Annotated in this window: 22 protein-coding genes; 12 read left to right on the forward strand and 10 right to left on the reverse strand. The window is 62.0% G+C overall.

Features of this window, described 5'->3' with window-relative positions; all coding sequences use genetic code 11:
* Positions 1–117 precede the first annotated feature (117 nt).
* Entirely contained in the window at positions 118–609 is a 492-nt protein-coding gene (locus L4923_RS14045) for an Lrp/AsnC family transcriptional regulator (RefSeq protein WP_425530944.1), read from the reverse strand.
* Between the two features lie 102 nt (positions 610–711).
* On the opposite strand from L4923_RS14045, the gene L4923_RS14050 reads away from it, so the two are divergent.
* Both L4923_RS14050 and L4923_RS14055 read left to right on the forward strand, forming a co-directional pair.
* Positions 712–1,923 (forward strand): diaminopropionate ammonia-lyase, encoded by a 1,212-nt coding sequence (locus L4923_RS14050; protein ID WP_239366032.1) that lies wholly within the window; start codon positions 712–714, stop codon positions 1,921–1,923.
* A complete protein-coding gene (locus tag L4923_RS14055) occupies positions 1,920–3,077 on the forward strand; it encodes a M20 aminoacylase family protein (RefSeq protein ID WP_239366033.1) in 1,158 nt (385 codons plus the stop codon). Before L4923_RS14050 ends, L4923_RS14055 begins: the two co-directional genes overlap by 4 nt.
* A gap of 40 nt (positions 3,078–3,117) precedes the next feature.
* Here L4923_RS14055 and L4923_RS14060 read toward each other — a convergent pair whose 3' ends face one another.
* Genes L4923_RS14060 through L4923_RS14090 form a run of 7 tightly spaced genes read right to left on the reverse strand, consistent with a single transcriptional unit; the run spans position 3,118 to position 9,370 of the window.
* Positions 3,118–3,909 carry a sugar isomerase domain-containing protein gene (locus L4923_RS14060; RefSeq protein ID WP_239366034.1) on the reverse strand — a complete coding sequence of 264 codons (792 nt, stop codon included), beginning with the start codon at positions 3,907–3,909 and terminating at the stop codon, positions 3,118–3,120.
* A 20-nt stretch (positions 3,910–3,929) separates the two neighbouring features.
* Positions 3,930–4,700: a GntR family transcriptional regulator gene (locus tag L4923_RS14065; protein WP_239366035.1), complete on the reverse strand. Its 771-nt coding sequence runs from the start codon at positions 4,698–4,700 to the stop codon at positions 3,930–3,932.
* Positions 4,697–5,569 carry an ROK family protein gene (locus L4923_RS14070; RefSeq protein WP_239366036.1) on the reverse strand — a complete coding sequence of 291 codons (873 nt, stop codon included), beginning with the start codon at positions 5,567–5,569 and terminating at the stop codon, positions 4,697–4,699. The genes L4923_RS14065 and L4923_RS14070 overlap by 4 nt, the downstream gene beginning before the upstream one ends.
* On the reverse strand, positions 5,566–6,306 hold the full coding sequence (locus L4923_RS14075) for a PIG-L deacetylase family protein (protein WP_239366037.1): 741 nt from the start codon (positions 6,304–6,306) through the stop codon (positions 5,566–5,568). Before L4923_RS14075 ends, L4923_RS14070 begins: the two co-directional genes overlap by 4 nt.
* Positions 6,303–7,127: a carbohydrate ABC transporter permease gene (locus L4923_RS14080; protein WP_239366039.1), complete on the reverse strand. Its 825-nt coding sequence runs from the start codon at positions 7,125–7,127 to the stop codon at positions 6,303–6,305. Before L4923_RS14080 ends, L4923_RS14075 begins: the two co-directional genes overlap by 4 nt.
* Positions 7,128–7,138: 11 nt before the next feature.
* The gene (locus L4923_RS14085) at positions 7,139–8,059 is read right to left on the reverse strand and encodes a carbohydrate ABC transporter permease (RefSeq protein WP_239366041.1); all 921 of its coding nucleotides are present in this window, start codon (positions 8,057–8,059) and stop codon (positions 7,139–7,141) included.
* 39 nt (positions 8,060–8,098) lie between these two features.
* The gene (locus L4923_RS14090) at positions 8,099–9,370 is read right to left on the reverse strand and encodes an extracellular solute-binding protein (RefSeq protein ID WP_239366043.1); all 1,272 of its coding nucleotides are present in this window, start codon (positions 9,368–9,370) and stop codon (positions 8,099–8,101) included.
* Positions 9,371–9,673: 303 nt separating this feature from the next.
* On the opposite strand from L4923_RS14090, the gene L4923_RS14095 reads away from it, so the two are divergent.
* From L4923_RS14095 to L4923_RS14115, 5 genes are all read left to right on the forward strand, one after another.
* Complete coding sequence (locus L4923_RS14095) at positions 9,674–10,957, forward strand: ABC transporter substrate-binding protein (RefSeq protein ID WP_239366045.1); 1,284 nt, start codon at positions 9,674–9,676, stop codon at positions 10,955–10,957.
* A gap of 43 nt (positions 10,958–11,000) precedes the next feature.
* Positions 11,001–11,891, forward strand: a complete 891-nt coding sequence (locus L4923_RS14100) for a carbohydrate ABC transporter permease (protein WP_239366048.1) — start codon at positions 11,001–11,003, stop codon at positions 11,889–11,891.
* Complete coding sequence (locus L4923_RS14105) at positions 11,888–12,757, forward strand: carbohydrate ABC transporter permease (protein WP_239366051.1); 870 nt, start codon at positions 11,888–11,890, stop codon at positions 12,755–12,757. The genes L4923_RS14100 and L4923_RS14105 overlap by 4 nt, the downstream gene beginning before the upstream one ends.
* 196 nt (positions 12,758–12,953) lie before the next feature.
* Positions 12,954–14,693, forward strand: coding sequence for an ABC transporter permease (locus L4923_RS14110; protein WP_239366053.1), 1,740 nt, complete (start codon positions 12,954–12,956; stop codon positions 14,691–14,693).
* 18 nt (positions 14,694–14,711) lie between these two features.
* A complete protein-coding gene (locus L4923_RS14115; RefSeq protein ID WP_239366056.1) occupies positions 14,712–16,022 on the forward strand; it encodes an ABC transporter ATP-binding protein in 1,311 nt (436 codons plus the stop codon).
* Positions 16,023–16,042: 20 nt separating this feature from the next.
* Here L4923_RS14115 and hemN read toward each other — a convergent pair whose 3' ends face one another.
* Positions 16,043–17,389 carry an oxygen-independent coproporphyrinogen III oxidase gene (hemN, locus tag L4923_RS14120; protein WP_239366058.1) on the reverse strand — a complete coding sequence of 449 codons (1,347 nt, stop codon included), beginning with the start codon at positions 17,387–17,389 and terminating at the stop codon, positions 16,043–16,045.
* Between the two features lie 164 nt (positions 17,390–17,553).
* On the opposite strand from hemN, the gene L4923_RS14125 reads away from it, so the two are divergent.
* Positions 17,554–18,282 (forward strand): Crp/Fnr family transcriptional regulator, encoded by a 729-nt coding sequence (locus L4923_RS14125; RefSeq protein WP_239366061.1) that lies wholly within the window; start codon positions 17,554–17,556, stop codon positions 18,280–18,282.
* Positions 18,283–18,402: 120 nt separating this feature from the next.
* On the opposite strand, the gene L4923_RS14130 is transcribed toward L4923_RS14125, so the two are convergent.
* Complete coding sequence (locus tag L4923_RS14130) at positions 18,403–18,801, reverse strand: hemerythrin domain-containing protein (protein ID WP_239366064.1); 399 nt, start codon at positions 18,799–18,801, stop codon at positions 18,403–18,405.
* A 264-nt stretch (positions 18,802–19,065) separates the two neighbouring features.
* Here L4923_RS14130 and ccoN point away from each other — a divergent pair, with 264 nt between their 5' ends.
* The 4 genes from ccoN to ccoP are packed head-to-tail and all read left to right on the forward strand — an operon-like array spanning position 19,066 to position 22,449.
* Positions 19,066–20,676, forward strand: coding sequence for a cytochrome-c oxidase, cbb3-type subunit I (ccoN, locus tag L4923_RS14135; RefSeq protein ID WP_239366067.1), 1,611 nt, complete (start codon positions 19,066–19,068; stop codon positions 20,674–20,676).
* A gap of 10 nt (positions 20,677–20,686) precedes the next feature.
* A complete protein-coding gene (ccoO, locus tag L4923_RS14140; protein WP_239366070.1) occupies positions 20,687–21,418 on the forward strand; it encodes a cytochrome-c oxidase, cbb3-type subunit II in 732 nt (243 codons plus the stop codon).
* A gap of 12 nt (positions 21,419–21,430) precedes the next feature.
* Positions 21,431–21,589 (forward strand): cbb3-type cytochrome c oxidase subunit 3, encoded by a 159-nt coding sequence (locus L4923_RS14145; RefSeq protein ID WP_239366073.1) that lies wholly within the window; start codon positions 21,431–21,433, stop codon positions 21,587–21,589.
* A complete protein-coding gene (gene ccoP / locus L4923_RS14150) occupies positions 21,586–22,449 on the forward strand; it encodes a cytochrome-c oxidase, cbb3-type subunit III (RefSeq protein WP_239366076.1) in 864 nt (287 codons plus the stop codon). Before L4923_RS14145 ends, ccoP begins: the two co-directional genes overlap by 4 nt.
* Positions 22,450–22,501: the final 52 nt, after the last annotated feature.

Genomic DNA, 22,501 nt, shown 5'->3' on the forward strand with positions numbered 1-22,501 from the left:
CCACTCAGGTCTCGGCTCATACGAGCGAGAGCGACCTAACATTGTTGAGTGTGATTATCAAGAATTTGCGACTCCACTTTTAATATCTTTTACCCAGGCAATTGGCACGATCCGGACTTATGCCGCGCCGGATGGTGTCAGCGGCACGGTGAGCCCGACCTTGACGCGGTCCATGGCGACGAAGGTGCGGAATTTCTTGACGTTGTTGTTGGAGAAGAATAGGCGGCGCGTCAGCGCCTCATAGTCGGCCATCGTCGGCACGATGACGATCAGGATAAAATCCGCTTCGCCGGTCACATAATAGCATTGCTGCACTTCCGGCGCGGCGGAGAATTCCCGCTTGGCCACGTCGAGCAGTTCGGCGGTCTCGCTGACCACCTCCACCTCAACGAAGATGGTGATGGCCTGTCCGATCCTGGCGGGATCGACGATGGCGACATTGGCCGCGATCACCCCCGCCTCTTCGAGGCGCCGGATACGCCGCTGCACTGCCGGAGCCGAGAGGTTCACCGCTTCGCCGACCAGCCGTTGCGGCGTCGCGTTGTCCTTCTGCAGGATGGCGAGGATCGCCAGGTCGAAACTGTCGAGTTCGATTGCCGGTTTCGCCACCGTCATCCCTCATGAAACAAACTTGCGCGCATAGCGGCGGAATACAGCGCAATTTGCGCTTCCGATGCAATACATCTTCACGATCTCAGTGAAGAGGCGCGGATGTTCCTGCTCAACACCCATCCCGACCACAATACTGCCCTGGCTCCGGTCGATGCAGAACTCATGGGCACCGCCGGCGCACGGGAGGTGGAGCGCTTCCTGAAATTTCGGGAGGATGCCGTGGCCACACCGCTGGTGGCATTGCCGGCACTGGCGGGCGTGCTGGGTGTCGGCACGATCCATGTGAAGGATGAGGGGCAGCGTCTCGACCTCGGCAGCTTCAAGGCGCTTGGCGGCGCCTATGCGGTGATCCGCCTTGTGCTTGAAGAAGCGGCCCGCCATTTTGAGCGTGATGTCGGCTTTGCCGATCTCGATCGCCCGAGCGTACGCGCCGTTGCCGCCAACATGACGTTCGCCTGCGCCACCGACGGCAACCATGGCCGCTCGGTCGCGCAGGGTTCGCAGCGTGTCGGCGCGAGGTCCGTCATCTTTGTGCACGGCGGAGTCAGCGACGAAAGGGTCGCTGCGATTGCCCGCTTCGGTGCCGAAATAGTCCGCGTCGACGGCACCTATGACGAGACCGTGGCCGAAGCAGCGCATGTCGCCGAACAGAATGGCTGGTCGATCGTCTCGGATACGTCGTGGCTGGGCTATGAACGCATCCCGGGCCTGGTTATGCAGGGTTATACGGCGATCGCACACGAGGCTTTGGATCAGCTCGACAGGCCGCCGACCCACGTGTTCGTGCAGGCCGGTGTCGGCGGTATTGCCGCCGCTCTGGCGGGGCATTTTGCCGAAACGCTTGGAGGGGATCGCCCGACCTTCGTGGTGGTCGAGCCCGCCCGCGCGGCCTGCATTCTGGCCACCGCCCGTATAGGCCGCGTGACCAAGGTCGATCATGGAGAGCCGACCGTGATGGCGATGCTGGAATGCTATGAGCCGTCCCTGGTCGCCTGGCGTGTGCTGTCGCGTGTCGCCGATGCCTTCATGACGGTCGAGGAAGAGGATGCCGTTGCCGCCATGAACCGGCTGGCGCGCCCGGCAGGCGGTGATCCCGCGATCGTCTCCGGCGAAAGCGGCTGTGTCGGCCTTGCCGGACTGGCGCGGGCACTGGCCGAACCGGATCTGAGGGCGGCCCTGCGTCTCGATCCATCGTCCCGCATTCTTCTGGTGAACACCGAAGGCGCGACGGATCTGGGCCGCTACGAACAACTGGTTGGCGCGAGCCCGGCCGTGGTCGCCGGCCGCAACAGGGAGGTGACGCCCGCATGATCGACATGGCTCTGCTGGAACGTGAAATGACGGCGTGGCGTCATGACCTGCACGCTCATCCGGAGTTCGGTTTCGAGGAAAAACGCACTGCCGCCTTCGTCGCCGCGAAGCTGCGCGAATTTGGTCTCGACGTCGCCGAAGGGGTGGGCGGCACCGGCGTCGTCGGCACGTTGAAGCGTGGCTCGAGCAACCGTGCGATCGCATTGCGGGCCGACATGGATGCATTGCGTATCACCGAGCAGGGGACCGCGAATTATCGTTCGCTGAACGAAGGTGTCATGCATGCCTGCGGCCATGACGGCCACACCACCATGCTGCTCGGCGCGGCACGGCAGCTGGCCGAAGAGGGTGGTTTCGACGGCACCGTGCGCTTCATTTTCCAGCCGGCGGAAGAGTGGGGCAAAGGCGCACTCGCCATGCTGGACGACGGGCTGATGGCGCGTTTTCCCTTCGAGGAGATCTATGGTCTGCACAACATGCCGGGCCTTCCCGTTGGCCATTTCGAAACCCGCGTCGGCTCGTTCATGTCGGCTGAGGATAATTTCGAGATCGTGCTGAAAGGAGTCGGCGGTCACGCTGCGCGGCCGCATTGGGGCAATGAGGTGCTGGTCGCCGCCTGCGCGCTCGTCACCAACCTGCAGACCATCGTGTCGCGCCGGCTCAGCCCGACGGATATCGGCGTCGTTTCGGTGACCGAGCTGATCACGGATGGCACGCGCAATGCGCTGCCCGGCCTTGCCAGAATTCTAGGCGATGCCCGCAGCTTCCGGCCGGAGGTAAGTGCCGAGATCGAGCGGCAGATGCGCATCGTCGCCCAGGGCACGGCGCTCGCTCACAACGTCAGTGCCGAGGTCACCTATACGCGTGAATTCGTGCCGCTGATGAATGATGCTGTGCTGGTCGAGGAAGCGTTTGCTGCCGCCGCAACGGTCTTCAAGCCGGAGGCGATCGCCGTGGCGAAGGAGCCGATGACCGGCTCAGAAGACTTCGCCCGTTTCCTGGACCATGTCCCGGGCTGTTTCGTCTTCGTCGGCAATGGCGAGAACTCCGCTCCTTTGCACAACCCGACCTTCGATTTCAACGATGCAGGCCTGCTCCACGGCATGGGTTTCCATGTTGCCATCACCCGGCGCCGTTTGCCGGAGCGGCAATAGTCCAAAAGAAAAGGCCGGCGATGCCGGCCTTTTCTTTCGATCACTCGCCGCGCATGGTGGCCTGGAAGCTCGGCAGATGTTTCTTCTGCGCCTCCAGCATGCGTTCGCGATAGACACCGTAGATCACATCCGTGTCGTGCAGCGTGACGCCCGCGATCGTCGGCGAGGCGAAGACCGGCAGTTCGACGCCGCGCTTCGATAGCTGGTCAGCCGTGCGCGCGATCAGCTCGTGCGCCATGATCATGGCCAGCACCGTCGACGAGCCGGAAACCGGGCGGCTCCAGCCTTCCACCGGCACGATCGCATCCTCGATCGGCGAACAGGTGTCGATCACCAGATCGGCGGCATCGGCCAGCCGCATCCCGGAGGAGTGCGTGGCCGGCTTGTCGAGATTGTTCTTCGAGGTGATTGCCACCACGAAGATGCCGCGCTTCTTGGCATAGATCGCAGTGTCGATGCCCGATGCATTGCGGCCGCTATGGCCGAAGATGATGATCGAGTCACCTTCGTTGAGAGGTTGGTGGTCGAGGAATTTCTCTGCATATTTTTCCGTGCGTTCCAGCCACAGCAGCTCACGCACGCCACCGGCCCCGAGCACATTGTTCCACATCACGCGCGGGTCGGTCAGCGGGTTGAAGCCGACATAGGAACCGTAGCGCGGAAACACTTCTTGGCAGGGCAGCACGGAGTGACCGGAACCGTAGAGATGGACGAGCCCGCCATTTTGCAGCGAATCCGCAAATTTGCTCGCCGCCTGCTCGAAAGCTTCGGCATTTTCCTTCGACGCCTTCTCGATGAGGGCGGCGAGGCGGGGAATGTAGAAATCGGACACTTGGATACTCCTGCTTGGTGTCAGCTTCGGGTGTTGGGAGGAACGCGGCCGGCGCGCAACGTCGAACGGATCTCGTACCGATCGCCACGCATGACCGAGATGGTGAATTCGAAGGGGCCGCGCTCATCGATGCTCACGCGTTCCACGATGAAGGCGGGCGTGCCGACGGCCAGGCCGAGCAGATCGGCATCAGCGGCTGGCACCGTGCCGACACGGTAGCTTTCGCGTGCTTCCATCGCCACGATGCCGTAGCGGCGTTCCAGTGCTTCATAGAGAGAACCTTGCAGCAAGCCGGAATCGAGAAAGCCCGGCACGCGCGCGCCGGCAAGCTGCGCCGTCTGGATGCCGATCGGCTCATTGTTGCCGAGCCGCAGTCGCCGGATGCGCACGACCGGATCGCCTTCTTCGATCTCGAGTGCCGCCGCCGCTGCCGCATCTGCCTTGGTCAGGCTGCAATCCAGCAGCCGCGAGCCCGCGACGACGCCGATATTGCCCATCTCCTGGGTGAAGCTCGTCAATTCGCGTGTACCGGCAACCAGCGTGGTCGAGCGCACGAACGTGCCGCGTCCATGTTCGCGGCGCAGCAACCCGGTTTCTTCCAGGTTGCGAAGGGCGTGGCGCAGTGTGATGCGGCTCACCCCGAACAGCGCGCACAAGCGGTCTTCGGCAGGTATCTGGTCGCCGGTCGCCCATTCGCCGCTCTTGATGATGGCGCGGATCGCTTCCTCGACCTGAAACCACAGCGGTTCGGGGCGACGGCGATCGGGTTGCGGAAAGCTGACTTCGGTCATCGTATATGTCTCCATCCGGCTCCTGCGGCGCCCGCAAGCGCTGCACCGACAAGTCCGGCGCGCGATCCGAAGATGCCGGGCCTGATGTCTATGTCGCGAAGGTGTGGCGGCAACTGGCGCCGAAGCGCCGCGAGCAATGGCGGCTTGATCACATCCAGCGCGTCCGCGATGCCACCGGAAATCAGGATCGCCTGCGGGTTGAGCAGCGCAACCGCGCCGGCCAATGCCGTGCCAAGTTTGCGCATCGGTGCCTCAAGTGCTGCCACCGCCTCGCCATCGCCTGAACGCGCCGCCGCCACCAGCGCGGTGCCGTTTGCCAACCCCAATCCTCGGGCGATGGCATCCAGAGCGCGGCCGGAAGCGGCACGCTCCAGCCAGCCGCTGCGGTCTTCGCCTTTATCGTCGGCATCGGCGCAGGCCCAGCCGAAGGAACAGGCGCCGCCTTGTGCCCCCGCAATGATACGCCCGCCAGCGAGCACGGCCGAACCGATGCCCGTGCCGATAGCGAGCAGCAGCGCATCGGTCAGCGATTTCGCGCCGCCTTCGACGGCTTCCGCCAGCATGGCGATCTGCGCGTCATTGCCGACTGCGACCGACAGCCCGGGGAACAGTGTCTGCAGATCCTGCCCATCGAGATAGGGCAGGTTCGGTATCCAGCGGCAGGTCGAACCTTCGACAAGGCCCGGCACAGCAACGCCGATTGCCGCGACATCCCCCGCTTCATCGACGAGCGCTGCGAGGCGGGTCTGGAGATGTTCCAGTGTCGAGGGAACTGCCTCATGCGTCAGCGCCTGCAGTGCCGTGCCGCCGCCGTGCACGGCCGCGCGCAGATTGGTGCCGCCGAGGTCTATGGCCAGCGTGCGCGTCATGGTTTGCGATTCCCGGCAGCTGGTGGTGCGAACAGCCCGGCGCCTGCATTCCAGGAATGCGAGGCGGCAGCGAAGGCTTGCGCATAGCGCGTACCGCGCAGGCAGCCGCGCAACCGGTAGAGCGCACTGTAGTAATCGACGTAAGGAAAGCTGCTCAGGCCCCGCGCCAGTTCGTATTCGTGCACCGCCGCACTCCAGGCTTCGAAGCCGTCGGTGACGTCGATAAGATGCTCGGGCTTGAAGCCGTCATCGTCTTCCCAGTTTTCACCGAATAGCAGCAGTTGCGGTGTGTGGGCATCGTGGCTGCGTTTCAATGTCGGCAGGGCGGCGAAGAAGAAGCCGGTGCGCGTCAGCTCGGCTGCGGCGCGATGGTCCTTGTGCCAGCTGCCGTGCCAATGCGTGATGACGACCTCCGGTTTCAGCTCCCGGATGACATCGCAAACTTTGAGCGCGGTCTCGTCGTCATTGGGCAGGAAGGCATCCCTAAGCCCAAGATTGCGCACATCGATACCCAGTCGTTGGGCGGCTTTTGCGGCCTCTTTCTCCTTCTGTGCACAATAGTGGTCGGGGATCAGGCAGGGATGTCCCTGCTCTCCCATGGTGAGGTGCAGGAAGGTGACGGTGGCCCCTCGGTTGGCAGCCACTGCGGCCAGCGGCCCGGCGATGACCTCGGCGTCGAAGGCATGCGCCCCAACAACCAGGATCGAGCGTGCGGCATAGACCTTGTCTTCGATCATTTCATGCCTCCGCCGGCGCCTACGCCTTCGCGAATCTGACGCGCCAGCGAACAATACATGATGAGGATGGGGGCCATGGAGATGGCGAGCGAAGCAAACACCAGGCCCCAGTCGGTGCGGAATTGCCCGACGAACACGCTGATCGCCAGCGGTACGGTCTTGTAGCGATCGTCGAAGATGAAGATCAGCGGAAAGAAGAAGTCGTTCCACACTGCTATGGCGGTGAAGATGGCGACGATCGATACCGCCGGTTTCACCATCGGCAGGATGATCTGGAACAGGATTCGCGTTTCGCCCGCCCCGTCCATGCGCGCCGCCTCGTCGAGCTCCGACGGCAGCACGCGCATGAAATTGGCGAAGATGAAAACGGCGAAAGGAATGCGGATCGCCGAATAGACCAAGATCAGTCCTGTCAGGGAATCGAGGAGGTCCAGATTGCGCATCAGTGTGAACAGCTCGACCGAGGCCAGCCTGATTGGCAGCATGATGCCCGACAGGAACAGCCCCAGCATGATGCCGTTCCAGCCAAGCTTGTAGCGGCTGAGCGGATAGGCGGCGAGCGCCGAGACCACGATGGTGAGCACGACCGCGCCGCCGGTGACGATCAGGCTGTTGATGAAGTTCTGGCCGAGATCTGCACGCGTCCATGCATTGGTGAAGTTGTCGAGGGACCAGCTCTGCGGCAGGCCGAGCCGGTTCTCATAGATCTCTGCCGTCGTCTTGAAGCACGAGACGACGAGGATGTAGAGCGGCAGCAGCACAGCCGCAGACCACAGCGCCAGCACGGTCCAGCCGGGCAGTCTGGCAAGGCGCGTCTGCATGGTGGCCGCCCTCATAGCTGCACCGTGCGTCGGTCGAAGAAGCGCAGCATGAGCAGCGTGCCGATGCTGAGGACCAGGAACAGCATGGTGCCGAGCGCCAGCGCCAGGCCGATATCGGTGATGCCGACCGCACCTTCGGCACCAAATGCCAGGCGATAGAAATAAGTCACCAGTGTATCGGTCGAATAACTTGGATTGCCCTGCACACCCTGCATCACATAGACGATGTCGAATTGGTTGAAGGTGTTGATGAAGGAGAGTGTCGTCAGCGTGCCGATGGCTGGCATCAGCAGCGGCAGCGCGACTGAAACCAGCATACGCCCGCTGCCGGCACCGTCCAGCTTGGCTGCTTCGAAGATTTGGCCCGAGATCTGCCGCAGCCCTGCGGTGTAGATCAGCACCGGCAGGCCCATCCAGTTCCAGGCGTCCACCGCGACCAGCATCAGAAGCGCCGTCTGGCTGTTACCGAGAACGGTCAGGCTGCCTTCATGCAGGCCCAGGCCGTTCAGCGCCCATTCCACGACGCCTCCCGGCGCCAGCAGCAGGCGCCACAGCGCGCCGACGATCACTGGCGACAGCACTGCGGGAAAAAAGAACAGGGACTGGAAGAAGGCAGCTCCGCCATTGCCCTTGCCCTGGTCGCGCAGGAACAACAGCCAGGCAAACAAAAGGCCGACGCAGTTCTGGAATACCATGATGCCGAAGAACCAGATCACGTTGTGCCATAGCGCCCCAGTCAGTCGCGCACTGCTCGGAAACACGAACAGCCGCGCGAAATTCGAGAGGCCGGCGAAATCCAGCATGCGCAACCCCTTCCAGGTGAAGAAGCTGCCCCACAGCGACATCGCCAGCGGGTAAAGCACGAACAGCCCGTAAATCGCCAGCGCCGGCAGTACGAACAGCACAGCCATGCGCTGCTGCGTCCGCTTCATGCTGCTCTTGCGCCGGTGCTGCGTCACGGAGAAGATCGCCTACTGCTTGGGCTGGAACCATGTGGCGACAGCTGCCTGCATGTCAGCCGCAAGCTTTTGCGGCGTAATCTTGCCTTCGATCATGTCGATGATCTCAGCCTGCAGGATCGAGGAGGCCGTCGGCGATTGCCAACGGAAGCCGACGAGGGTGAGGTAGGGCGTCGAGTTCTTGGCCATATCCATCATCTGCGAGAGCACCGGGTCTTTTACCGAAACATCGGTGCGCGCCGGTGGCCAACCGAGTTCGTCGGCGAACAGCTGGGCGAACTTCTGCGATGCCATGAAGTTCAGCACCTTGGTGGCCGCTTCCTTGTTCTCGCTTTCGGAGACCAGCCCGTAGGAGCCGTCCGAAAAGGCCGAGGTATAGAGCTTGGCGCCAGCCTCATCTGCCGGGAAGGAAAAGATCGAGAACTGTAGCTTCGGGTTCTGCGCCTTGAACGAGCCGTTCTCGAACGAACCGCCCAGGAACATCGCAGCCTTGCCGTTGATGAACTGCTGCGTCGAGGTGGTGTAGTCGACGCCCGCAAACCCGTCCGGGAAATAGGGCTTCAACTCGGCATAGCGTTTCAGTGCCGCAACATAGCGCGGATCTTCGAACGTCGCCTTGCCGCTCATCATCTCGTCGTAGAAGCCGGAGCCGTAGACGGTCGGTCCGACCACGCCGACGCCGATCTCCAGCGCCCAGGCCGAGCCATTGGCCCCGCCGGCCGCGATCGGCGTGATGCCGGCAGCCTTAAGTTTCTCGCAGGCGGCAATGAAATCCTTATAGGTCTTGGGGATCTCTAAGCCCTGGGCTGCAAAGATCTCCTTGTTGTAGAACACACCCATCATCGGCACGGAGTAGGGCACGCCATAGATCTTGCCGTCGGTGCGTCCGCGCGCGGCTCCGAGCGCAGTTTCGGGCATGTTCTTCAGTTCCGCCACGCTGTCGTCCAGCGCGCCGAGGTAGCCTGCCTCGATGAACGGCTGCACTTCGCCATAGGCCTTGAGTTGCGCGATGTCGGGTCCGCGTCCTCCCCGCAACGCCGTGCTCAGCCGGTTCTGGTAGTCGGCATCAGGCGTGAACTGGATTTTGACCTTGATGCCCGGCGTCTCTTTCTCGAAGACATCGAAGATCCGGCGCATTGCCGCCTCGTCTTCGGTACGCCAGCTCCACAGCGTTACCGTCTCGTCCGCAAAGGCAGAGGTTGGTGCAGCGAAGCCCGCTCCGATCGCGGCGAGGCCGCCAATCAGGCCAAGCAAAGTGCGCCGGCGAATTGAAAGCATGTTCATTGCGAGTTCTCCCATTTTGCGGTGTTAGGCTTGCTGCTTTTTCCTCCCGCGGTTGAAACTCATTATAACGACATAATTGAAATCGCAAGACGGACCGCCTCACATCCTGATTGATGGTACGGAGTGATTTCGGGGGATTTCTTGCATAAAGTATTTGATTTTGCTGGATAAAAGTTTAATTTATGCTGACCGCTGTGCCGCCGGAGGATTTTTCCTGGGTTGTCCGAGCTAAGTTAACGCTTGCGTCACGACACATTGTTGTCATAACGTCATGCCGCCTTGACAGACAATGGGAGGGATTGAATGGCCTGGACTTCGAAACTGGCGTTGGCGGCGGGCCTGGCGTTTCTCCCTGGCTCGGCATGGGCCGACGCCGTGAACATCTCCTATCTGACCCATTGGTCGCCTGAGACCGTCGCCTTGCTGGAGAATGCGGCGAAGGAATACTCCAAGACCCACCCCGATGTGACGGTGACCGTGCGCGCGGTGCCGTTCGGCGATCTTCTAACCACATTGCGCTCGCAAAGCGGTTCAGATGGTGCGACCATCGGAGGGATTTACGATCTGTGGCTGCCGGAACTGGCGCGCGACAAGCTTGTTGCGCCGGCGCCGGAAGCGGTTGCCGCCGAGGTGAAAGGCGCCTGGCCGGCTGGTGTCGTCAGTGCGGCCTCGGTGGGTGGTGCACTCTACGGCATCCCGAACGAGATCGATGTCTATGCGCTGAACTACAACAAGGAGCTCTTCAAGCAAGCTGGCATAGACGCTGCACCCAAGACCTGGGAGGAATTTCGCGAGACGGCGAAGAAGCTGACGAAGAAGGATGCCGGCCAGCAAGGCTTCGGCATGATCAATTCCTGGGCGGCAGGCGTGGTGCATCCCTTCGCCTCGCTGCTCGTCTCCAATGGCGGTGAACTTGTGGCGAACGGCAAGCCGGCACTCGACAGCAAGCAGGCCGGCGAGACGTTCGAATTCTACGATGGCCTGATCAAGGATGGGTCGAGTGATCCGTCCATGGCCACTGCCGACGCCAACACCACTGGCCCATTCCTCGACAATTTCGTCTCGGGCAAGACTGGCATGATCATCATGGCCAACTGGTGGGAAAGTGCGCTGAAGACCGGCATGGGCGACAAGTTCGCCAACATCGCCACCGCGCCGATCCCGGTCGGTCCGAGCGGCGACAAACCGCACTCGATTTCCTATTCCTGGATGACCGTGGTCAACGCCAAGGCCGGCGAGGCCGAGCAGAAGGCGGCCTGGGATTTCCTGGCCTGGCTGAACGGTGCGAAATCAGGCCAGAACGGCGCCTCGGCCATGTCCGACATCCTGATGTCGATGGGCATCCTGCCGTCGCGCAGTTCCGACATCGAGGCGCACAAGGAAAAGCTCGGCACCGAATTTCTGGCAGGCTATGTCAGCGTTCTTTCCGATGCGAAGCCGTTCCCGGTTGTCCCCGGCGGGCAGGAGTTCTCGGAGTCGCTGCAGCAGACGCTGGAAGCGCTGCAGTACGGTCAGGTTTCTGCGAAGGAGGCACAGGCGAAGGCGCAGGCCGATGCAATTTCCATTCTGGAACGCGCAGCCAAGTAGTGGCAGCCTGTTCTGACGCGTATAGGGTTTCGGAAGGCAATCGATGACCAATGGCTATCGCGCTTCGGCGGGCATCATGCTTGCGCCCGCCGTGACGCTGATCGGCGTCTTCATCCTGCTGCCGATGCTTCTGACGGTCTGGCTGTCGTTCAACGACTGGTCGACACAGACGCCATTCTCGGAAGCCCGCTTCGTCGGACTGGCCAATTTCCAGGACATCTTCGGGTCGACATCGGTCGGCCGCGATTTCAAGGGCGCTTTGGTCAATACGGCGATCTACACCGCCCTGTCGGTCGCCATCATCCTGCCTCTGTCGGTCCTGTTCGGCCTGCTCGTCTACCAGCGTGATGTTGGTGGCGGCACGCTGCTCAGGACCGTTCTATTTTCTACCTACATGGTGCCGATGATCGCGGTGGCGCTGGTCTGGTCGAAGCTCTATTCGCCGAGCGAAGGCCCGTTCAACCAGATGCTCGGCCTGATCGGCATCGATCCGCAGCCCTGGCTGTCTTCGCCGCGCTCGGCGCTGATCTCGATCGTGCTTTTGAACGTGTGGCAACAGGTCGGCTATTTCACCGTGCTCGCCATTGCCGGCCTGACCCAGATCCCCGGCAGCCTTTATGAGGCGGCGACGCTCGACGGCGCCAACCGCACTGAGCAATTTCGTTTCATCACGCTGCCGCTGCTGCGCCGCACGCTGCTGTTCAGCGCAGTCATTGCCATCATCAATGCGGTGCAGGTGTTCGAACCGGTGGCCCTGATCACGCAGGGCGGGCCGGTCGGCTCCACCAATGTGCTCACCTACCATATCCGGCGCGTCGGCATCGAGCGTGCCCAGGGTGGTCTGGGATCGGCCATGGCGGTGATGTTGATGCTCTCGCTCGTCGTCGTGGTGTGCGCACTGTTCGCCTTCATGAGTCGGAAGGATGACGAATGAGCGCGCCGGCCGGATCATCGACCGTCTTGTCGCGCCGTCGTCCGACAGGAGGCAAAGCTCTGCTTGCCACGCTGATGCTGCTGGTGGCGGTCGCATCCGCCTTCCCCTTGGTTTGGATGGTGCTCTCCAGCTTGAAGACGACTGCAGAAAGCATGCAGGTACCGCCGGTCTGGTTCCCGCGCACGCCGACGCTCGACGCCTATGAGAAGGTAGCTGGCGTGGTCAATGTCGGCCGCTCGATGTGGAACTCCCTGGTCATTGCCAGCATCACCACGGCCGGCATCCTGGTCACCTCGATGATGGCCGGCTACGCCTTCGCCAAATACAGTTTTCCCGGCCGCACATTGCTGTTCTCTGCATTGCTCGCCACCATGTTCCTGCCGCCGATTGTCACGCTCATCCCGCTTTACCGCATGGTGGGCTCGATCGGCCTCAATGCCAGCCTAGCCGGTATCATCGTGCCCAACCTCGCCAATGCGTTTGGCATCTTCCTGATGCGGCAGTTCATCGCCGGCGTGCCTGACGATTTGATCGACGCCGCGCGGATGGATGGCGCTTCGGAACTACTTATCCTGTTCAAGATCGTGGCACCGACCGTCGCGCCGGCCATTGCGGCGCTGGCCCTGTTTGCCTTCGTCTATCACTGGAACAGCTATCTGTGGCCGCTCACCGTGCTGCAGGGCAACGCGGACAGCTATCCAATCGTCATCAGCCTCAGCCGGTTGCTGAGCTACAATCGCGGCGCGATGAACACGGGTCTGGTCATGGCCGGCGCCACGCTCGCCGTGTTGCCGCCATTGATCCTGTTCGCCTTCCTGCAGCGTTTCTTCGTCGACTCGATCGTGAGTTCGGCGGTCAAGGGCTGACCCTGCCACCAATCGCCTGCTCGACGCGACTTTTCGAGCGTTCACGCTCTTGTGTTTGCTTTCGTGTCTTGGCCTCGGTTCTCGGTCACAATGCCGACACACGCCTGAAAATAGGACTTTGCGCGAAAGCTTCGCCGGTGAGACGGAGCCGTCGCTCACAATCATCCATTTCCCCTTTCATGCTCGGGGGCGCGTCATGCCGGTCCAGAAATACGTTCCGCTGGCCATCCGGCGTTCGGTGCTGCCGAGCGCATGGGATATCATGGCGCTTTTGCTGGTGGTGGGAGCCATCGTGCTCATTGCCTATGGCGCGGAAGTCACCACCGAGCCGTTGTCGGCGCTCGACGCGACCCCGCTCTCGCTCGATCCTGCCAATCTGCCGGTCTACGCACTGCGCACCACTCTGCGCATGCTTCTGGCGATCGTGCTGTCCACGGTCTTCGCTTTCATCTATGCCGCCGCCGCCGCGAAAAGCCGGCGTGCCGAGATGGTGCTGGTGCCGATGCTGGACATCCTGCAGTCGGTGCCGATCCTTGGCTTCCTCACCTTCACCGTCACCTTCTTCCTGAATCTGTTCCCTGGCTCGGTGCTTGGCGCGGAACTGGCTTCGGTGTTCGCCATCTTCACCAGCCAGGCCTGGAACATGACCTTTTCCATGTATCAGTCGATGCGCAGCGTGCCGGCCGATCTGGAGGAAGCGACACGCAGCTTCCATCTCACCGGCTGGCAGCGCTTCTGGCGCCTCGACGTACCCTTCGCCATGCCTGGCCTAGTCTGGAACGCCATGATGTCGATGTCGGGTGGCTGGTTCTTCGTGGTCGCGTCCGAGGCGATCACCGTCGGCAACACCACCGTGACCCTGCCGGGCGTCGGCTCCTATGTGGCGCTGGCCATCCAGCAGCAGGATATCGCCGCGATCGTCTATGCCGTCATCGCCATGCTGGTGGTCATCGTCCTCTACGACCAGTTGCTGTTTCGTCCGCTGGTGGCCTGGGCCGACAAGTTCCGTTTCGAGACGACAGCTTTAGCGGGCGCGCCGCAATCCTGGATGCTGGACCTACTACGCCGCGCGCGGCTGGTGCGCATTCTCGTCACGCCGCTTGCCTGGCTGACGCGCACGGTTTGGATCCTGCGTCTGCCGGCATGGCCGGCGTTCGGAGCCAGGGAGGGTGGAAACAGCGCTGCCCGCTCGCGCCTGGCCGACGGGCTTTGGATCGGCCTCATCACCCTGGGCGCCGCCTATGGCGCTTATGTCAGCATTGCCTATCTCAAGACCAATATCGGTTGGATCGATGTCGCCACCGTTCTCACCGACGCATTCATCACACTGGCGCGCGTCATCGTGCTGATGACGCTGGCGACGCTGCTGTGGGTGCCGGTCGGTGTCTGGATAGGCCTGCGCCCGAAGCTTGCGGAGAAGGTGCAGCCGCTGGTCCAGTTTCTGGCTGCTTTTCCGGCCAACATCGCCTTTCCGGTGTTCGTGGTGCTGATCGTGCATTACGACCTCAACCCGAACATCTGGCTGAGCCCGCTGATGATCCTGGGCACGCAATGGTACATTCTGTTCAATGTCATCGCCGGTGCCTCGGCTTTTCCGAGCGACCTCAAGGAGGCGGCACGCAGCTTCCACATCGAGGGCTGGCGCTGGTGGTTCAAGGTGATCCTGCCCGGGATCTTCCCCTATTACGTTACGGGTGCGATCACCGCGTCGGGCGGCTCGTGGAACGCCTCAATCGTCGCCGAAGTGGCAAGTTGGGGTAATGAGCAGCTGACGGCGCGCGGCCTCGGTGCTTACATTTCCAAGGCGACTTCCGCTGGCGATTTTCCGCGCGTCGTGCTCGGCATCGTCGTCATGTGTCTCTTTGTTACGTTCTTCAACCGTCTGGTCTGGCGCCCGCTCTATGCTTTCGGCGAGCGCCGGCTGCGCCTTTCGTGAGCCATGGAGAGCTTCGTCATGCTGGATCACGTCGCCAACAAGCCACTCATTTATATTCGCCAGGTTTCCCGTTCCTTTCCGAAGGGCAGCGGCAAGGATGTGACGGTGCTGGAAAATGTCGACCTGACCATTCGCGAGGGCGAACTGGTCGGCCTGCTCGGCCGCTCGGGATCGGGCAAGTCGACTTTGTTGCGCATCATCGCGGGCCTTGTCGCGCCGTCATCGGGAGTAGCCGAGTGCAGGGGGGCTGAAATCCAGGGGCCGCCTTCTGGTATCGCCATGGTGTTCCAGTCCTTCGCGCTGTTTCCATGGCTTACCGTCCTGCAGAACGTCGAACTTGGCCTTGAGGCCCAAGGCATCGATCGCGCCGAGCGCCGCGCGCGCGCGCTGGCGGCCATTGACCTGATCGGCCTGGACGGTTTCGAGAATGCCTTTCCGAAGGAGTTGTCGGGGGGGATGCGCCAGCGTGTCGGCTTCGCACGGGCGCTGGTGGTGCATCCCGATCTGCTGTTGATGGATGAGCCCTTCTCGGCACTCGACGTGCTGACGGCGGAGACGCTGCGCACCGACATGATCGATCTGTGGGTGGAAGGGCGGCTTCCGATCAAATCGGTGCTGATCGTTACCCACAATATCGAGGAAGCGGTGCTGATGTGCGACCGCATCCTCGTTTTCTCTTCCAATCCCGGGCGCGTCGCGCGCGAATTGAAGGTCGACTTGCCGCATCCGCGCAACCGTCTCGATCCGGTCTTCCGGCAATTGGTCGATTCGATCTACGCGATCATGACGCAGCGCGCCGAGTCGCGTACACCTTCCAAGGAAGGCATTCCCGGCGCCGGCATGGGCATGGTGCTGACCCATGTCTCGACCAACGTGCTCGCCGGTCTGATCGAGGCGCTGGCCGCGGCTCCCTATGACGGGCGCGCCGATCTGCCGGTCCTCGCCGGCGCCCTGCAGATGGAGGCCGACGAGATATTCCATCTCGGCGAAGCGCTGCAGCTGCTGCGTCTCGCCCAGTTGAGCGAAGGCGACATAGAATTGACGGAAGCGGGAAAGCGCTTTGCCCATATGGAGACGGACGAACGCAAACGGCTGTTCGCCGAGCACATCTCTGCCTATGTGCCGCTTGTCGGCCTGATCCGCCGTGTGCTCGACGAACGCCCATCCCATGTTGCGCCCGCCGCCCGCTTCCGCAACGAACTGGAAGACTACATGTCGGAAGACTATGCCGACGAAACGCTGAAGACCGTCATCTCCTGGGCGCGCTACGCCGAGCTTTTCGCCTATGATGAGCACAGCGAACTGTTCAGTCTGGAAAACCCGCAGTAATCGCTGTCCAGTGCTCGCCGTCACACCGCTGCTGAGTGGCGAGCGCGGCCTTTCGCAAGATAGCTGTCGAAATGCGCAGCGATCGAGCGCACGAAAGGCTTGGCCTGCTCGGTCACGCGGAAGTCGCCGCCATAGGCAACGAATCCACTCGTGGGATCGCTTGCAAGGATGTGCGCGTCATGCAGGACAGGTCTCGCGCTTTCGCCGAACAGCGCCAGAAGGTCGGCACGCGAGAATTCGTAGTCGCACATCAGGCGTTCGATGGCCCAGCCACGGGCGCGGTCCTGTGGTGTGAGCTCTGTGCCGCGCACCGTCGCCAGTTCGCCCTTCTCGACCAGTTTCTGATATTCGCCGGTCGCCGGCATGTTCTGGACATAGCCTTGCGGCAGCCGGCCGATCGAGGAAGCGCCGAGGCCGATCAATGCGTCGGCACCGTCGACCGTATAGCCCTGGAAGTTGCGCCTGAGCGACCCGTCCGCAAGAGCCCGTGCCATGCTGTCGTCCGGCCATGCGAAATGATCCAGCCCGATTGCCACGTAGCCGGCGCCGGCAATCATCTCCGCCGCCAGTTGCGATTGGGCAAGGCGTTCGCAGGCATCGGGCAGGGCGGCCTCATTGATCATCGCCTGATGTTTTTTGAACCAGGGCACATGTGCATAGCCGAACAGGGCAATCCGGTCGGGACGCAATGAGAGAACCTGTTCGACGGTGCGGGCGACCGTCGCGACCGTCTGATAGGGCAAGCCATAAAGCACGTCGAGATTGACCGAAGAGACCTCACGCGCCCTGACGCTGTCGACGACCCAGCGAGTCCGTTCGAAACTCTGCTCGCGGTTGATCGCCTGCTGCACGGTTTCGTCGAAGTCCTGCACGCCGAGGCTGGCCCTGGTCATGCCTATCGCGGCCAAGGCATCGAAACGTCCGTCGTCCATGTCGTTGGGGTCGATTTCGACGCTGATTTCGACGTCGGGGTGAAACTGGAATGCCGTGCGCAACGCCGTGTCCACCAGGATCATGTCCTGCGGACTGAGCAATGTTGGCGAACCACCGCCGAAATGAAGTGCGCTGACTTCGCACTGGCCATCGAGCAGGGCTCCCACCGTCCTGATCTCGCGGCGCAGGGCATCGACGTAGCGCCGCACCGGTCCATAAGAGAGCGTGTGTTTCGTATGGCAGGCACAGAACCAGCACAGCCGGTCGCAATAGGGGACGTGGGCGTAGAGAGACAGCGTGCTGCCGGCAGGCAATGCCGTAAGCCAGTCGCGATAGGTCTGCGTCGTGATGCCCTGGTGGAAATGCGGTGCCGTTGGATAGCTGGTGTATCGCGGCACCGGGGCCGAATAACGATTGAGGAAAATGTCCTGCATGGCAGCCTTCGAAATCACTGATTTCTCTCGGCGGCTATCATGGGCTGAATGCTGGATTTGGCTCTTGATCCAGGTCAATTCACGCCGGAGACAAACTGACGCGGGATTTTCTGGGCGGGACAAGCTAGAAGGAACGGGCAAAGCAACGCGGGGGCGCGATTGGCATGAACCTGCGACAGGACGTCCATACCGCGGGGATTCCGGTTCTCTGCCAGGCATGCGAGGCACGCCATCGAGGTATCTGCGGCGCCCTCGACTCCGATCAGTTGGTCGCGCTCGCCAAGACCTCTTCAAAGCAGACGATCGCGTCGGGCGCCGAGCTGGTCGGCGATACGGAGACGGTGGAGCATTATTCCAACGTGCTCGCCGGAGTGGTGAAACTCACCAAGACCTTGTCTGACGGCCGCCAGCAGATCGTCGGCCTGCAATTCGCTCCCGATTTCCTGGGCCGACCGTTCAAGAGCGAAAGCGCAGTCAATGCCGAAGCCGCGACCGATGTGTCGTTATGCAGCTTTCCGAAAGCCGCCATCGAGCGGATGATGAAGCAAAGCCCCGAGCTCGAACACCGGCTGCTGCGCCAGACGTTGAAGGAGCTTGACGAGGCGCGTGACTGGATGTTGACGCTTGGCCGCAAGACGGCTTCGGAGAAGGTCGCGAGCTTCCTGCTCCTGATAGCCAATCACATCGACCCGACCCTGGGCGAAGGCGAGGAAAAGGTGACATTCGACCTGCCGCTGACGCGCGCCGACATTGCCGACTTCCTCGGCCTCACCATCGAGACGGTTTCACGACAGTTCACCAAGCTGCGCGCCGAAGGCATCATCAGCATCGAGAACAATCGTCATGTCACCGTAACGCGGCGCGAAAGGCTGGAAGCGCGCGCCGGACACTAAAGTGCGGTTGGCCGTTGTCTAGAGCGTTTCCGTTCTTCACGGAAACGAGGAATCGCTCTAAGTTTTTGTATTCGTTGCATTTTTGTGACGCCAAGTGATTCCGCTTGGCTACAAAATGCTCTAGCCGAGAATAGCCGGCAGCACATGCTCCCGCTCGAAGGCGATATGGCGCCTCAGCGTTTCAAACAATCCCCGCAGCATGAAACCCATCGCTTCTGCATTGGCGATCGGTTCGCCATGGCCGACGGCCAACAGGATCTCGGTCACTTCGTCCGCAAAGCTTTCGTCCTCGACGTGCTCGACACGCAGGCGATGGATGGTTTGGTAGGCATCGGGCGCGGCAACTGCAAAGGCTGGAAAGATGATGTCGTCTTCATAGGCATGAGCTTGCCGTAGCAGCGGCACAAGCAGACTGGCTATCCGCAGGCACTCGGCCCGGCATACGCCGCGGGGCAGGGCGTCGGCTACCGATTCGAGCGCTGCACAGAGCGCGAGCTTGTTTTCATGAACGCGCTGCATGACCCGTGCCGGGCGTCCGGCCTCTTCGGGTCTGGCTCCTTCCATCCGTGGTGTCGGCGGCTCCTGAGCCACCTTCGTCCTCAACTGTCTCTCACCCCGCACAGGCTGCCCTCCGCTCCCTTGTCCAGCCGTCAAGACTGACAAGGAGTGCCGTGCGCGGCTTTGACCTGGATCAAGGCGGACGCCTCCCCTTTGTCGGAAACGGAGACAGGAAGACCGCATGGCGATGCGGTTTCGATGCTGGACAAGCCGAGGGATCGCTCGATGAGATATGGAACCGAAATTGCCTGGATGACCCTGGCGACGTTCCTGGCGTTGCTCGGCGCCGGCTTTGCTGCCGACGCTCCGTTCCGTGCGCATATGTGGGTGCTGTTCGCCGTACTGGCCATCGGCACCATCGTGCTCCTGCGCAATGTCAGTTTCGAACCGGAACAGCCGGTGGATCAGTCCGCCTACATGGATGGACCGATTCGCTACGGTGCCATCGCAACCGTGTTCTGGGCGGTAGTCGGGCTGCTGGTCGGCGTCGTCATCGCATTGCAATTGGCCTTCCCGGATCTCAACCTTGAGCCCTGGTTCAATTTCGGCCGCATGCGGCCACTGCATACCTCGGCGGTCATCTTCGCCTTTGGCGGCAATGCGCTGATCGCGACCTCATTCTACGTCGTGCAACGCACCTGCCGTGCGCGTCTCTTCGGCGGCAATCTCGCCTGGTACGTGTTCTGGGGCTACCAGCTCTTCATCGTCATGGCCGCCACCGGTTATCTGCTCGGCATCACCCAGAGCCGCGAATACGCCGAGCCGGAATGGTATATCGACTTGTTCCTTACCGTCGTCTGGGTCGCTTATCTCGCCGTCTTCCTCGGCACGATCCTGAAGCGCAAGGAACCGCACATCTATGTCGCCAACTGGTTCTATTTGTCCTTCATCGTGACCATCGCGATGCTGCATGTGGTCAACAACCTGGCGGTGCCCACTTCGTTCGTCGGCTCGAAAAGCTACTCGCTGTTCTCCGGCGTGCAGGATGCACTCACCCAGTGGTGGTACGGCCACAACGCTGTCGGCTTCTTTCTCACGGCCGGCTTCCTCGGCATGATGTATTATTTCATCCCCAAGCAGGTGAACCGGCCGGTCTATTCCTACCGGCTGTCGATCATCCACTTCTGGTCCCTGATCTTCATGTACATCTGGGCCGGACCGCATCACCTGCACTACACCGCGCTGCCCGACTGGGCGCAGACATTGGGCATGGTGTTTTCGATCATGCTGTGGATGCCGTCTTGGGGTGGCATGATCAACGGCCTGATGACGCTCTCCGGCGCCTGGGACAAGCTGCGCACGGACCCGATCGTCCGCATGATGGTGACGGCGGTTGCCTTCTACGGCATGGCCACCTTCGAGGGGCCCATGATGTCGATCAAGGCGGTCAACTCGCTGTCCCACTATACCGACTGGACCATCGGCCATGTACATTCCGGCGCGCTCGGCTGGAACGGCCTGATCTCCTTCGGGGCGGTCTACTTCATGGTGCCGCGCCTGTGGAACCGCGAACGCCTGTATTCGGTGCGTATGGTCAACTGGCACTTCTGGCTGGCGACGCTCGGCATCGTCATCTACGCCGCCTCCATGTGGGTGTCGGGCATCATGCAGGGCCTGATGTGGCGCGAATACGATGAGCAGGGCTTCCTGGTCTATTCCTTCGCCGAGTCTGTCGCCGCCATGCATCCCTACTATGTGATGCGCGCCCTCGGCGGTGCGCTCTACCTCTCCGGCGTGGTGATCATGGCCTGGAACATCTTGATGACCATCCGCGGCTATCAGCGCGAGGAAGTGCCGACCACGGGCACCACACCCGCCCTGCAGCCGGCCGAATAGGAGTTCTCACATGGCTTTGATGGACAAACACGCGCTCATCGAGCGCAACGCAACGCTGCTGCTCGTCGGCTCGTTCCTGGTCGTCACCGTCGGTGGCATCGTCGAGATCGCGCCGCTGTTCTATCTCGAGAACACCATCGAGAAGGTGGAAGGCATGCGACCCTACTCGCCGCTGGAGCTGGCAGGGCGCAACATCTACATCCGGGAGGGCTGCTATCTCTGCCATAGCCAGATGATCCGCCCCTTCCGTGACGAGGTCGAGCGCTATGGCCACTACAGCCTGGCGGCCGAGTCCATGTACGACCACCCCTTCCAATGGGGGTCGAAGCGCACCGGACCGGACCTTGCCCGCGTCGGTGACCGCTACTCGAATGAATGGCATGTCCAGCATCTGAGTGATCCGCGCTCGGTGGTGCCGGAATCGATCATGCCGCGCTACGCCTTCTTGAAGGATGTGCCGCTGTCGCCGAAGGGCTTCTCAACGCAGCTCGTCGCCAATGTCGATGTTGGTGTCCCCTATACGAAGGAGATGATCGACAACGCTGAAGCCGATCTTGTCGCTCAGGCCAATCCCAATGCCGACACCTCCGCGCTCGCCAAGCGCTATCCGAAGGCTAAGGTCGGCGACTTCGACGGCAATCCGCAGCAGGTGACAGAGATGGATGCGCTGGTCGCCTATCTGCAGATGCTAGGCACGCTGGTCGATTTCTCGACCTATGACGAAGCCGCCGGTTACCGCTGACGGAGGCGCGAGATGGAAACCTACACCGCCATGCGCCACTTCGCCGATAGCTGGGGCCTGCTCGGCATGACCGTCTTCTTTATCGGCGTGGTGCTCTTCACCCTTCGCCCCGGCAGCAAGCAGCACGCCGATGCGGCAGCCAGGATCCCGTTCGAGGACGACAAGCCATGACCGAAAAACACATCGACGAGGTTTCAGGCGTATCGACCACCGGCCATGAGTGGGACGGCATCCGCGAACTCGACAATCCGATGCCGCGCTGGTGGCTGTGGACGTTTTACGCCACGGTCGTCTGGGCCGTCGCCTACACGGTAGCCTACCCGGCCTGGCCGCTTCTGACGTCGGCCACCAAGGGCGTGCTCGCCTATTCGAGCCGGGGGGAAGTCAAGCGGGAACTGGCAGCAGCCAGGGCTGCCCAGGAAAAATACATCGCCGCGATCAAGGCGAAATCGGTGAAGGAGATCGAGGCCGATGGCAGCCTGCGCGATTTCGCAACCGCTGCCGGGGCGGCGACCTTCCGTGTGAACTGCGTGCAGTGCCATGCTTCGGGCGCGCAAGGATCGCCCGGTTTTCCCAACCTCAACGACGACGAATGGCTATGGGGCGGCTCGGCCGACCAGATCCATAAGACGATCACCCACGGTATCCGCTTCGCTGATGATCCCGACACCCATACCTCGGAAATGCCGGCCTTCGCCGAAATGCTCAGTGCCGGTCAGATCGGCGATGTCAGCGCCTATGTGGCAAGCCTGTCGGGGCCGGTCAGCGACCCCGCGAAAGTGGAGCCAGGCTCCAAGGTCTTCGCCGAAAGTTGCGCCGCCTGCCATGGCGCCAATGCCAAGGGCAATCGCGAACTCGGCGCGCCCGACCTGACCGATGCGATCTGGCTCTACGGTTCCGGCGAGCGGGCGATCGCCCAGCAGGTGAGGGCACCGAAAAACGGCGTCATGCCGGCCTGGGGCGCACGCCTCGGCGACGTCAAGGTCAAGGAACTGGCAGTCTATGTGCATTCGCTGGGGGGAGGGGAATAGGGTCCGCCTAAATCTGTTCCCCTGGGGCTCAGCGACGGGACCCGTCGAAAGG

This window comes from Terribium retamae, assembly GCF_022347545.1.
In the GTDB taxonomy this organism is placed as follows: Bacteria; Pseudomonadota; Alphaproteobacteria; order Rhizobiales; family Rhizobiaceae; genus Mesorhizobium; species Mesorhizobium retamae.